The 14,634-nt window shown below is 53.1% G+C and carries 3 protein-coding genes; all 3 read right to left on the reverse strand.

Annotated features, from left to right (window positions below; genetic code table 11):
- Positions 1 to 98: 98 nt before the first annotated feature.
- From AC1ECB_RS22360 to AC1ECB_RS22370, 3 genes are read right to left on the reverse strand one after another with little or no spacing between them, the layout of a single operon-like run.
- Positions 99 to 1,787, reverse strand: a complete 1,689-nt coding sequence (locus AC1ECB_RS22360) for a ShlB/FhaC/HecB family hemolysin secretion/activation protein (protein ID WP_485665851.1) — start codon at positions 1,785 to 1,787, stop codon at positions 99 to 101.
- Positions 1,788 to 1,838: 51 nt separating this feature from the next.
- A complete protein-coding gene (locus tag AC1ECB_RS22365; protein ID WP_485665846.1) occupies positions 1,839 to 2,105 on the reverse strand; it encodes a hypothetical protein in 267 nt (88 codons plus the stop codon).
- A gap of 25 nt (positions 2,106 to 2,130) precedes the next feature.
- Complete coding sequence (locus AC1ECB_RS22370) at positions 2,131 to 14,502, reverse strand: YDG domain-containing protein (protein WP_485665852.1); 12,372 nt, start codon at positions 14,500 to 14,502, stop codon at positions 2,131 to 2,133.
- Between the last annotated feature and the right edge of the window lie 132 nt (positions 14,503 to 14,634).

Consider the following 14,634-nt stretch of genomic DNA (forward strand, 5'->3'; position numbering starts at 1 on the left):
TTCTGTCGGGCACTTCTATCGTTTAATACCAAACTGTCAAATAAGCTGATTCTCTCTTGTTTTACATCTTACCTGTCAAATGGCAAATGGAAAATAGGTTAAAAATATTTGATTCCCTGCAGCCAAAACCGTCCGGAGCGGTCGGTGTCGGAAACGGCGTCACTGGAACTGAGTTTCCAGGCGTAGTCAAGACGCAGGGCATAGTCGTCGGGACGATTGAAAATAAAGCCAAGACCGGCACCGGACAGGGTTCGACTGTTGTCATCACTCGCCCAGGGGTTTTTATTTAGCTTAACATGCCCGCAATCGACAAATGCTGCCAGCTGCACACTGGGTTTAGGCAGATTCCAGCGCAGTTCACCTGTTGCCACATAGCCTTCATCGCCGGAGGCTTCGTTGACCGGATAGGCTCTGACGCCGCTTGGCCCGCCCAGGGAGAGTTTTTCCGAAGAGTCCAGATTTTGGCTTGCCAGTTGTCCCGCAAAGGACAGATGCAGGTTCAAACGGTTGTTGATGCTTTGTATCCGGTAGAGATTAAGGTTGGTTTTGTTATAGTGCCCAGCTGTATGCGCGCGGCTGTCATTGGTAACGGCATCAGCCGAATCCATACTAAGACGTCCCAGCGAGAAGGTAAGGCCAAATGTATTGTAGCCGCCGCCGCCAACATTGTCACGACTGTCGCCTCGTACACCGAAGTTCCAGATGTTGGCCGTCTTGCGGCTGTTGCTGCTAAAGTAGTCAATGCGGTCTTTCAACTCTTTGTGATCAAAGCCGATATGTCCCGTGAGATTATAATTGCGCGAACGGACAAAGGTAAAGCTTTCGTAGATACTGGTGGTCTTGGCAATACCGCTGGCATCAAGACTGGCAAATTCTTCGCCTAACGAATAGTGCTGGCGAGAGTAGCTAACCCCCAGTTTAGCTCCCTGTCCGCCGGTAGGCAGCTGATAAGCAAAGCTGTAGTCGCTCATGTCTTTACCCAGGATACCGCCCAGGGCAGCCGAGTCACCCTGGCCGCTGACATTATGCAGGTTATAGTTGAAGCCAAAACGGTTTTTGCCGGTATAGCGGTTGCCATGGTTGTCGATATAGGCCTGTCCGGTGGTTTTGGCAGTATCGGTGATATCCACAACAAGATTGGACGTGCCTGGCGCATTCCCGGCCGTCAGCGTCGCCTTGCTCTTAATACCGTCAGTATCAGCTAACAGCAGCAGCACCCGTTCCAGGGTGTCTTTTCTTATTGGGTCGCCGCTTTTGAGCGGGTTTAAAATCCGGTCAACAGCCGTTTGCCTCAGAGTGGATTGGTTTTGCACCTGGATTTGGCCGTATTGGCCAACAAGCACCGCCATTTCCACGGTGCCATTTTCAATGGTCTGTGCCGGAATAACGACTCTGGCAACAAGATAGCCCTGATCATGGAAGTAGTTGGTTATGCGCCGGGCGTAGCCTTCCAATTCGCTGAGCGTCAAGTCCTTGCCGCAGGCTTCTTTGACCAACGACAGCAGTACCTCCTCGCCGTACAGGCTTTGTCCGGTAATACTGATTTTTTCCACATGAATTTTTGTCCCCCCGGTTTGCGCCGGCGCAGCTGGTTGTTCCTGCTTAATTTCGATTTGGGGTTTGACTTGTTCCTGTGGCGGCAGCGTATGCTCCTTAATACCGCCCAGAGTTGTGCTGTTGTCACTTTGCTCCGGCGGGGCAGCGCTGACGGGAGACATCAACAGAAGGCATACGGCCGTGACGAGGGGACACAGTTTTTTGGTATTATAGGAGATGCTCTTACGCATGGTATCATCCTTTTTTACGAATTTTTGGGGTTGTTAGCGAATGTATGTATGCTACATTTCTTTGTCTGGCGTTTTTTCTCCCGGAGCTGGATTCTTTTTCATTACTCCGGCCTCGATCAGCTGTTGGACGATATTGTCCTGTACCGTCAGTGACTGGACAAAACCCTCCAGTGGCATGATAATTCGTTTGCTAACATCAACCACAGGCTGGCCGTTGTCGCTTTTTAGGTGAGGCTGCACCGTCATGAGGTCAATGCGGACAAGATTTCCGGTAACATGAACGGCACTGATGCCGTCGGCAAAAATTTCATTATTCATAGAAAATACACTCCTTGTTTTTTGATTATTTCTCCAAATATACCGTCTCTAATTTCTCCACATCTATGCCCAGCTTATCTTGCGCTGCCGTGATACCGGTGGCGGTAATTAGTTTTTGCTTATTTTGGTCTAACATAGCGGCTGCCGCTTCATTGGCTGCCTGGATATGCAAGAGACCGCTGGTATAGCTGATGGTAAAGGCTGCTGTTTTTCCCTGCTCGTCAATGAGCTGGAAGGATGCAGTGCTATTCGTTTGGCTGGGGACAAGTGGTTGCGGCGCTAACGCTGTAGTCAAAGCAGGTATTGCTATATCGGCAGCCGTACTTAGCGAGAGCGCTCCTTGACTGCCGTCCATATGGTAAGTTCCCTCAGGAGAAATGCTGCCGCCCGAAATCTGGTAGACAGCAATGTTTTTTTGCACGACATCAAGCTGCAGTTGGACCAGGCTGTCCTGGGTAATGGTCACTGTCTGGCCATTGGTGGTGATAGTTCGGGCCGGGCTGGTGTTGTTCTGAACATACTGCACACGGCTCGGTTGGCTGGTTGTCGCCTGATGCGAACTTGTTGGCGAAACGCTATTAAAGGCAGATGCCAGAGTACCGTCTGGATTAGTCAACGGAGATGTGCCTGCCGCCCGACGGGCGCTTTCTACGGCAGCTATATATTCCGGCTGGTTAACGATAGGCGGTTGTGTGATGGTCAGGGTGCCGTCTTTAAAGGTCAGGTTGTAGTTAACTGCCGTCAGGCCGCCAGGTGTAATGGTGTAGCTGCCGGTGGTGCCAGCACCCTGAGAGGTGCCGCCATAGGTCAGGCTGCCGTCTAAAACGGTGCTGTCTTCGCCGGTAACCAGACCGGTATAGGTAACACCGTTGCCGCCTGAATAGGCTGAACCGTCGTAGGTTTTGGTGGCATTGTTGGCGGTGACGGTTAGGTCAGCTTTGCTGATATCGGCAGTAGTGGTTACTGTAGTTGGCAGTAGGTAGTTACCGGTACTAGTAATAGTATTGCCTGCTGTCATGCCAACACTGTTGACAGTGACTGTTATGCCGGTTCCGGCATTTTTATCCTCAAAGGTACCGTTTGTGTAGTTGGCGGCGATTTCTTCACCGTCTACAAGGTTGCCGAAGGTAACAGCAGTTACGGTGGCATTAGTATCGCCGTCATAGACTTTACCAGCCGCAGTGGCGGTGGCGGTCAATTGGCGCTGGCTGATCGTGCCGGTGGTATTGCTGACAGTAGTTACCCTATAGTTATTACCGTTGTTGCCATCGTCCAAGGTATAGCTGACGGTAAGGGTTTTGCCTGTACCGGCGTTCTTGTCGGTGTAGGCTTCGGTAACACTTAATGTATCGCCGGTGATTAGGCCGGTATAGTCTGGCGTAACATCAGCTGTTGTTGTACCATCATAGGTTTTGGTATTGGCTTGAGCCGTAATAGTTAACTCTCTCTGGTTAATTTGTCCAGTGAGTTTTTCGGCTTCACCGCCTAGTCCGGTTACACTGTCAGCAGACAGGCTGTAGTTGCCGTTATCCAGCGTTACGCCGTCTACCGTCACAGTGCGTGATCCGGCATTGACACTGTCATAAGTGCCGGAGCCGCTGATGCTGACGGTATCGCCAGTTATGACACCATTTAAGGTAAGGTTGGTGTTGTCAAAGGTTGCTTCGTCCGTTTTGTTATAGGTTTTGGTCACTGTGGCTGCTTGGGTTGCCGACAACGCTTTCTGGTTGATATGACCTGTCAATTTTCCTGCTTCGCTGCCGGTTACATCAACAGCGGACAGGTTGTAATTGCCGTTATCCAAGGTTACGCCGGTTACCGTCACGGTGCGGGCGCCTGCGTTGACGCTGTCATAGGTGCCGAAGGCGGTAACGCTGACGCTGTCGCCAGTGATAACGCCGCTTAAGGTAAGATTGGTGTTGTCAATGATTGCTTCGTCCGTTTTATTGTAGGTTTTTGTCACCGTGGCTGCTTGGGTTGCAGACAACACTTTCTGGTCGATATGACCTGTCAACTTCCCGGCTTCGCTGCCGGTTACTTCAGACGCTGCCAGACTGTAGTTACTGTTATCCAAGTTTACGCCGGTTACTGTAATCGTGCGGTCGCCGACATTGACGCTATCATAGGTGCCGGAGCCGGAGCCGGTGACGTTGACGTTGTCGCCGGTGATAACGCCGCTTAAGGTCAGGTTACTATTATCAAAGGCAGCAGTATCACTCTTGTCATAGGTTTTCGTTACTGCAGCCGCTTGGGTTGCCGACAGGGCTTTCTGGTCGATATGACCTATCAACTTCCCGGCTTCGCTGCCGGTTACTGCAGACGCTGCCAGGCTGTAGTTGCTGTTATCCAAGGTTATGCCGTTTATCGCCACCGAGCGGTCGCCGGCATTGACATTGTCATAGGTGCCTGTGCCACCGGTAATGCTGACGGTATCGCCGCTGATGACGCCGGAAGTGTCTAAGGTAATGTTGGCAGCGGTAATGGCAGCGGTATCACTCTTGTCATAGGTTTTGGTTACTTTGGTTGCTTGGGTAGCGGACAGGGTTTTAGGGTCGATATGACCTGTCAACTTCCCGGCTTCGCTACCGGTTACAGCAGAAGCTACCAGGTTGTAATTGCTGTTATCCAAGGTTACACCGGTTACTGTAATCGTGCGGTCACCTGCATTGACATAGTCGTAAGTGCCGGAACCGGTGACGTTGACGGTGTCGCCGGTGATAACGCCGCTTACGGTCAGGTTGGTGTTGTCAAAGGCAGCGGAAGCACTCTTGTCATAGGTTTTGGTTACTGCAGTCGCTTGGGTTGCAGACAAGATTTTCTGGTTGATATGACCTGTCAAATTCCCGGCTTCGCTGCCGGTTACTGCAGACGCTGCCAGGCTGTAGTTAGCATTATCCAGCGTTACACCGGTTACTGTTACGGTGCGGTCGCCGGCATTGACGCTATCATAGGTGCCGGAACCGGTAACAATGACGGTATCGCCGGTGATGACACCGCTTACGGTCAGGTTGGTGTTATCAAAGGCAGCGGTATCACTCTTGTCATAGGTTTTGGTTACTACAGTCGCTTGGGTTGCAGACAAGACTTTCTGGTCGATATGACCTGTCAACTTCCCGGCTTCGCTGCCGGTTACTGCAGACGCTGCCAGACTGTAGTTGCTGTTATCCAAGTTTACGCCGGTTACCGTTACCAAGCGGTCGCCTGCATTGACGCTATCATAGGTGCCAGAGCCGGTGACGTTGACGTTGTCGCCGGTGATAACGCCGGTTAAGATCAGGGTACTATTATCAAAGGCAGCAGTATCACTCTTGTCATAGGTTTTCGTTACTGTAGTCGCTTGGGTTGCCGACAAGACTTTCTGGTTAATATGACCTGTCAATTTTCCGGCTTCGCTGCCGGTTACAGCAGACGCGGCCAGTCTGTAGTTAGCATTATCCAGCGTTACCCCGGTTACTGTTACGGTGCGGTCGCCGACATTGACGCTATCATAGGTGCCGGAACCGGTGACACTGACGGAATCGCCGGTGATAACACCGCTCAAGGTCAGGTTGGTGTTATCAAAGGCAGCGGTATCACTCTTGTCATAGGTTTTCGTTACTGTGGTCGCTTGGGTAGCGGATAGGGCTTTGAGGTCGATATGACCTGTCAATTTCCCGGCTTCGCTGCCGGTTACAGCAGCTGCTGCCAGGCTGTAATTACTGTTATCCAAGGTTACGTTGGTTACTGTTACGGTGCGGTCACCGGCATTGACATTGTCGTAGGTGCCTGTGCCACCGGTGATGCTGACGGTGTCGCCGCTGATGACGCCGCTTATGGTCAGGTTGGTGTTGTCAAAGGCAGCGGTATCACTCTTGTCATAGGTTTTGGTTACTGTAGTCGCTTGGGTTGCTGACAGGGCTTTGGTGTCGATATGGCCTGTCAACTTCCCGGCTTCGCTGCCGGTTACAGCAGAAGCTACCAGACTGTAATTGCTGTTATCCAAGGTTATGCCGGTTACTGTAATCGTGCGGTCGCCGGCATTGACGCTATCATAAGTGCCGGATCCGGTGACGCTGACGATGTCGCCGGTGATAACGCCGGTTAAGGTCAATTTACTATTATCAAAGGCAGCAGTATCACTCTTGTCATAGGTTTTCGTTACTGCAGCCGCTTGGGTTGCGGACAGGGCTTTTTGGTCAATATGACCTGTCAATTTTCCGGCTTCGCTGCCGGTTACCGCAGAAGCTGCCAGGCTATAGTTAGCATTATCCAGCGTTACCCCGTTTACTGTCACCGAGCGGTCGCCGGCATTGGCACTATCATAGGTCCCTGTGCCGCCGGTGATGCTGACGGTGTCGCCGCTGATGACGCCGGAAGTATCTATGATAAGGTTGGCAGCGTCAATGACAGCGGAAGCACTCTTGTCATAGGTTTTGGTTACTGTGGTTGCTTGGGTTGCGGACAGGGTTTTGGTGTCGATATGGCCTGTCAACTTCCCGGCTTCGCTGCCGGTTACCGCAGAAGCTGCCAGACTGTAGTTGTTGTTATCCAAGGTTACGCCGGTTACTGTTACCGTGCGGTCGCCGGCATTGATGCTGTCATAAGTGCCGGAGCCGGTGACGTTGACGGTGTCGCCGCTGATGACACCGCTTACGGTCAGGTTGGTGTTATCAAAGGCAGCGGTATCACTCTTGTCATAAGTTTTGGTTACTGTAGTCGCTTGGGTAGCGGACAGGGCTTTCTGGTCGATATGGCCTGTCAACTTCCCGGCTTCGCTGCCGGTTACCGCAGAAGCGGTCAGGCTGTAGTTGGCGTTATCCAAGGTTACGCCGGTTACCGTTACGGTACGGTCTCCGGCATTGACGTTGTCATAGGTGCCGGAGCCGGTGACGCTGACAGTATCGCCGGTGATAACGCCGCTTAAGGTCAGGTTGCTATTATCAAAGGCAGAGGTATTACTCTTGTCATAGGTTTTGGTTACTGTAGTCGCTTGGGTTGCCGCCAGGGCTTTGGGGTCGATGTGACCTGCCAATTTCCCGGCTTGGCTGCCGGTTACAGCAGTTGCTGCCAGGCTGTAGTTGCTGTTATTCAAGGTTACGCCGGTTACCGTCACCAAGCGGTCGCCTGCATTAGCATTGTCATAGGTGCCAGTTCCACCGGTGATGCTGACGGTGTCACCGCTGATAACGCCGGAAGTGTCTATGGTAATATTGGCAGCGTCAAAAATAGCAGAATCACTCTTATCATAGGTTTTGGTTACTGTAGTCGCTTGGGTTGCTGACAGGGTTTTCTGGTTGATATGACCTGTCAATTTCCCGGCTTCGCTGCCGGTTACCGCAGACGCTACCAGGCTATAGTTGACGTTGTCCAAGGTTACGCCGGTTACTGTTATGGTGCGGTCGCCGGCATTGATACTGTCATAAGTGCCGTAACCGGTGACGCTGACGGTATCGCCGGTGATAACGCCGGTTAAGGTCAGGTTGCTATTATCAAAGGCAGCAGTATCACTCTTATCATAGGTTTTAGTTACTGTAGTCGCTTGCGTAGCGGACAGGGCTTTCTGGTCGATATGACCTGTCAATTTCCCGGCTTCGCTGCCGGTTACAGCAGCTGCTGCTAGGCTGTAATTGCCGTTATCCAAGGTTACGTTGGTTACTGTCACCGAGCGGTCGCCGGCATTGACACTGTCATAGGTGCCGGAGCCACCGGTGACGTTGACGGTGTCGCCGGTGATGATACCGCTTACGGTCAGGTTGGTGTTATCAAAGGCAGCAGTATCATTCTTGTCATAGGTTTTGGTTACTGTAGTCGCTTGGGTTGCCGCCAGGGCTTTCTGGTCGATATGACCGGTCAACTTCCCGGCTTCGCTGCCGGTTACAGCAGAAGCGGCCAGGCTGTAGTTGCTGTTATCCAAGGTTACGTTGGTTACCGTCACCGAGCGATCGCCGGCATTAGCATTGTCATAGGTGCCAGTTCCACCGGTGATGCTGACGGTGTCACCGCTGATAACGCCGGAAGTGTCTATGGTAATATTGGCAGCGTCAAAAATAGCAGAATCACTCTTATCATAGGTTTTGGTTACTGTAGTCGCTTGGGTTGCTGACAGGGTTTTCTGGTTGATATGACCTGTCAATTTCCCGGCTTCGCTGCCGGTTACCGCAGAAGCTACCAGGCTGTAGTTGACGTTGTCCAAGGTTACGCCGGTTACTGTTATGGTGCGATCGCCGGCATTGATACTGTCATAAGTGCCGTAACCGGTGACGCTGACGGTATCGCCGGTGATAACGCCGGTTAGGGTCAGGTTGCTATTATCAAAGGCAGCAGTATCACTCTTATCATAGGTTTTGGTTACTGTAGTCGCTTGCGTAGCGGACAGGGCTTTCTGGTCGATATGACCTGTCAATTTCCCGGCTTCACTGCCGGTTACCGCAGAAGCTGCCAGGTTGTAGTTGCTGTTATCTAAGTTTACGCCGGTTACCGTTACCGAGCGATCGCCTGCATTGACACTGTCATAAGTGCCTGTGCCACCGGTAACAATGACGGTATCGCCGGTGATGACACCGCTTAAGGTCAGGTTGGTGTTATCAAAGGCAGCGGTATCACTCTTGTCATAGGTTTTGGTTACTGCAGACGCTTGGGTTGCTGACAGGGTTTTCTGGTTGATATGACCTGTCAACTTCCCGGCTTCGCTGCCGGTTACAGCAGACGCTGTCAGGCTGTAGTTGTTGTTATCTAAGTTTACGCCGGTTACCGTTACCGAGCGGTCGCCTGCATTGACACTGTCATAAGTGCCTGTGCCACCGGTAACAATGACGGTATCGCCGGTGATGACACCGCTTAAGGTCAGGTTGGTGTTATCAAAGGCAGCGGTATCACTCTTGTCATAGGTTTTGGTTACTGCAGACGCTTGGATTGCTGACAGGGTTTTGGGGTCGATATGACCTGTCAATTTCCCGGCTTCGCTGCAGGTTACAGCAGACGCTGTCAGGCTGTAGTTGCTGTTATCTAAGTTTACGCCGGTTACCGTTACCGAGCGGTCACCGGCGTTTGCACTGTCATAGGTGCCTGTGCCGCTGACACCGACACTGTCGCCGTCAATAACTCCATTTAAGGTAAGATTGGCATTATCAAAGACCGCTGTATCAGTTTTGTTATATGTTTTTGTCACGGTTGCCTTCTGGCTTGCGGTTAAGGCTTTTTGATCTATTTTACCTGTCAGTTGTCCTGCTACATTGCCACTGCCGGTTACACTTGATGCGTCTAATTTGTAATTAGCGTTATCCAGCATTACCCCAGTCACATTCACCGTGCGGTCAGCGGCGTTGGCACTGTCATAGGTGCCAACGCCGCTGACGATGTTGACGGTATCGCCGTCTATGATATCTGCCGTATTTAAAGCGATATTGTTGCTATCAAAAGTTGCTGCCGTATCTTTGTTGTAGGTTTTCGTCACTGCCTCTGTTTGGCTTGCCGACAAGGCTTTCGGCGTAATAGTCAATCCGGTGGCGCCTTCGTAAGTGATGGCGTAGCCCTGCTGATTGGAATACAGACCGCCGAGTGTATAGGTTCCTGCATTTCCGGTGTTAGCTGTATACGAGTCATTTACGACGCTGCCGTAGGATAGCGAACCAGAGAGAACCGGATCGGCAACCGAATAGGTGACTATGCCAAGCGATGAGTACGCGGTGCCGTTATAAACGGAAGTGGGACTAGTGCCCGAGACTGTAATTGTCAGCGGCGTCAAAAAGCTCCTAAGGAGCGGCGCCGTCAAGCCGTCATAGAAATACCAGACATTGTTTCCATTGCTATCTTTAAGGTCAGCCCAGCCGGCAAAATTACCGACCCCCTTCATCTGAGCAGAGGTCAGACCAGTATAGCGAGCAGCATCATTTGCCTTATTGCCGACTCCCTTGACCTGCCCTGTGGTATCGGTGTCCCAGTAGCTATTCGTGATACTGCCATTTTTTTGATTTCCCATTAACCCACCGACACGCCCCTCTTGCCCACTCACACTACCAGTATTGAAGTTGTTCGTAATACTGCCACTGTTTTGCTCTCCCACCAAACCGCCGGCATACGACCATGATTGTACATTGCCGGTATTATAGGCATTCTCAATACTGCCATAGGAAACTCCTGCCAGGCCGCCGACCTTACCAGCACCAGTGACGCTGCCGGTATTGTAGGCATTCTTAATACTGCCACCCTGCATTTCCCCCACCAGGCCGCCGACTGCATAAGCACTATTAATGCCTGTCACATTACCGGCATTATATGAATTAGTAATGCTGCCAATATTATTTCCCGCCAGGCCACCGACTACAGCATCCTTCCAAGTACCTGTCACACTACCGGTATTATATACATTGATAATGCTGCCACGATTCATTCCCGCCAGGCCGCCAACAGTAGCCCATTGAGCAGTGCCTGTCACACTGCCGTCCACCAGGCCGACATTGCTAATTTTGCTGACATTAGCGACATCACCGAACAAACCGACATAAGATGCATTGGAATGAATGGTCAGTCCGGAAATGGTGTGCCCGCCGCCGTCGAGAGTACCGGTGAAGCAGTTACTATCTGTGGGGCCGATTGGAGTAAAGCCGACGTCGCTGTTCCAACTCGCCGTACCGCTGGCGTCGATGTCCTTGGCCAATTTGTAGCTCTTTCCCAGCATACCGCTGCTGCCGATACCCTGCAGACCGTATACGTCACTAATTTGGTAAGGAGTTGAACTACTACCGTCGCCGCTTAGCGCCCGGATAAAGGTGCCGCCGGAGATGCGGAAATCGGCGGCGGAAAAAGCCGGCAAAAAATCGCTGACCTGCTGCCAGGTTCCGCCCTTGAGGTCAAAGGTTCCGACATTGACCGCGCCGTTGGCGGTGATGTTGCCGCCGGCGGTCAGTGTGAAGCTGCCCGGAGCGGTCACCGCGCCCAGCGTCAGGGCGTTGGCGTCGGTCAGGGTGACGTTCTGGCCGGTCAGCGTCACCGCGCCGGTGAAGTCGTTATCAGCCTTGTCCAGGGTGATGTTGTTGGACCCGGCGTTCACCGTGGTCGCCCCGTTCACCTTTAGCGTAATCGCCTCGCTCTGGCTGACATTGCCGCCGGCTGTAACGGAAAGATCGCTATTGACAGTGAGCACGTCGGCATCGCGTGTGTAGAGCGTATCATCCGTGATGGTACCGCCCTTGGCCTCGTACAACAGTGACGTAAGATCCAGCCCGCCGTCGCTGCTGGCGGTGACTTTGCCAGCGGTAATATCGAAGTCAGTCAGGCTCTGGTTGGCTGCCATGGCCAGTTTCGCCGCGCTGCCCTGCCCGCTCACATAGGAGAGCACCGGACTATGCAAACCGATGCTATTGTTGTCCAGCAGCAGGTAGTAGAAGCCGTTGGCGCCGCTGGTCGTATTGCCCAACAGGTTGCCGTTGGCCAAAGTCTGCACCGTCTGGCCCACCTGAGCCGCGTCGGCGGCGTTCTTGACAAACCCGGACACCACCTGCGGCGTCGTGGGGTATCGCCAGAGCAAATACGGATAGGAGGTGTTCGTAATAATACCCCACGTCGAGCTGCTAAACCCATCGGGCAGGGCGCTCATCAGCAGCGCCGTGGTCTTGCCTTCCCCGCCGGCGCTGCTTGTCTGTCCCGTCGTTTCTGTATCCCAGTAGCTGCTCGTGATGGTGCCAATGGGGTTGCCATCCGGATCTCCCATACTATAACCCACCAGGCCGCCGAGTGTTGCCGGCGTCCCCGTCGCACTGACGCTGCCGGTGGCGTAGCTGGTCGTGATGGTGCCTCCACCCTTCATTCCCACCAGGCCACCGACTGTTGCCCAGTCTGCTGTCGCTGTCGCACTACCGGTGGCGTAGCTGGTCGTGATACTGCCGGTTTCCATTTTTCCCACCAGCCCACCGACGTTGTCAGTTCCTGTTACACTGCCGGTGGCGTAACTAGCGGTAATGCTGCCGGTACTTTCTCCCACCAGCCCGCCGACGTTGTCAGTTCCTATTACGCTGCCAGTAGCGTAACTAGCGGTAATGCTGCCGCTGGCCAGGCCGCCGGCCAGGCCGCCGACTATGTTAGCTCCTTTCACGCTGCCGCCCGCATAAGAATTATTGATGCTTCCCATGAAGTTCCACCCCGCCAAGCCGCCGACATTGCTATTTCCTTCAACACTGGCCGTCGCGTAGCTTGCGGTAATGCTGCCGCCATACAATAGTCCCGCCAGGCCGCCAACGGTGTCGTAACCTTTGATGTTCCCCCCCACCAGACCGACATTGGCGATGACGCCAGACGATTCGATATTGCTAATCAGGCCGACAGATATACTTTGACCACCATTATCAGAATCAGATATCACCCGATTAATGTTCAATCCGGAGATGGTATGGCCGCCGCCGTCGAATGAGCCGCTAAATGAAGAGCTGTTCCATGCGTGGTTCCCTGCTACATACTCTAAGCCGATCGGATTAAAGCCGTAATAGCCGCCACTACCGTCGCTGTTCCAGGTGCTGGTGGCGCTGGCGTCGATGTCAGCGCCAAGGAAATACTTGCCGCTTAGATTGCCGTTCATGCCTTGCAGGTCGATACCGGTCGTGCTGCCCTCTGCGCCCAGGCTGGTGATAACGGTGTAGTCCTGATTATTAATGCGCAGATAACCAGTATTGGCAGTAATCCCCAACCCTTCATCAACCATCCGTTCTTTAAAATCCACCTTGCCGATAAAGCCGGACGCGATCAGGCCGTAGTCGATACTGCCGCTGCCACCGGTGCCGCTGGTCATGTCCAGGCTGGACGTGCCGCTAGCGGTCAGGGTGGATTTGATGTTGATGTTACGGTACGCCGACAGGGTCAGCTTGTTGGCACTCCAGATCACGGGCGCAAGAATATTGATGTCGCCGTTGCCAGTGCCGCTGGTTGTATCATAGGTATTGCTTCCGGCTGTATTCGCAGTCTGTGTCGTGGTGATGGTAACGTTCGTGGAACCAAGCGCAGTTTGCAGGTCTCCGTTGTTCCAGTAATTCGTTCCCGTATCGCCCGTGCCGACGGTAAAATCCGCCGGGTCTAACAGCCAATTACCTGTCTTACCCTGTGCCGCCGTGGTGTTGACGCTGGCCGTAGCGGCAACTGTCAGGGATTTCTTGCCCGAAGTTTCGACACTGCCGCCGTCGCCACTTGCCTTGCCGCCTTTGGCCGAAATGCTGCCGGCAAAGCTTGTGGTGTCATTCGCCCAAACGACGACCTGACCGCCGTTACCGGTTGTCAGGGCATCGGCGTTAATTTTTGTCCCTTGTTCGCCCACGGTCTTGGTGGCCGCATATTCGCTATTGCCGCCCTGGTACGCGCCGCCAATGAAAGCCGTACCGCCGCCGGTGTCGCCGGAAACGTCAATCGAAGCACCGGAGGCTACCTTTACGGTATCGCCCAGCACTTTGACCGTGCCGCCGGTTTCGCCGGCGTTTTTGCCGCTGGCGTCAAGGGTGCCTGCATTTGTCACGGTATCGCCTGTTAAGATGATAGCACCGTTTTTGTTCATAACGCTTTTAGCTTCTACTGTGCCTGTATTGTTGACAACCGAGCCTGTCAGGGCATCTGCGGCCTTGGCGTTCATGACGACAAGGCCGCCATCGGCTTTGATCAGGCCGCTGTTTTTGACCTCAGCCTTGACCTTGCTCTCATCAACCGACAAGGTCAAAAGCCCGTCGCCGGTAAAGTCTAACGCCACCTTGCTGCCTGCGCCCAGTGCCGCAGTGCCTTCTTTCGCCAGGATGACGCCTTCATTGGCGGCATTGGCACCTAAGAGCGCCACATAGCCGCCGTTTGCTGCCGTAATATTTCCCTGGTTGAGTACCCCTTGCCCACTGTCGCCGTTAAAGGTGTATTTACCGCTCATAAAGTCTTTGTCGCTTAGGTTTAAGGTTGAAGCCACCAGGCCGCCGACATTGACCTGGGCACCTTTAGCAAATAAGACGCCGTTCGGGTTAAGAAGGAAGACCTTGCCGTTAGCGCTAAGCTGCCCGTAAATAGCCGAGGCGTTATTGCCCAGCACCCGGTTAAGGACGATAGAGGAAGCACCCGGCTGGATAAACTGCACTTTTTCGCCGCTGCCGATACTAAAGCTGTTCCAGTTGATGCTGAGTTTATCGCTGGCCTGGTTAATAGTGACACTATTTGTCCCCTGTCCGGTGATGCTGCCTGCACCTGCCGCAATGCTGCCGCCAGCGGGGTTTGCCTGCACACCGGTCATACTGCTTAGCAAAATCCCTGCCGCCGCTGCCGCGGGCGCTAGTTTTTTGGCGGCTTTGGCCGCTAGGCTATAGACTTTGGATTTTATGCTGCCGGGGCGTGCTTTCCGCACCGGTTTATGCCGCATATAGTGCGGTTTGCCGCGCAGCCAGGCGCGGCGCCATTTTCTTTGCATAGGGATGACCTCCTTGAGTTGGTGAGAAGTGAGCAGCTAATTTTTTTCATCGACACATTTGTCTATTAAAACCCATCATAACAAACAAATTTCTTTTGGATACCTACCTTTGGTATAGTCACAAAAAAAAAT

This window comes from Sporomusa sp. 246TCP1 (genome assembly GCF_057319775.1).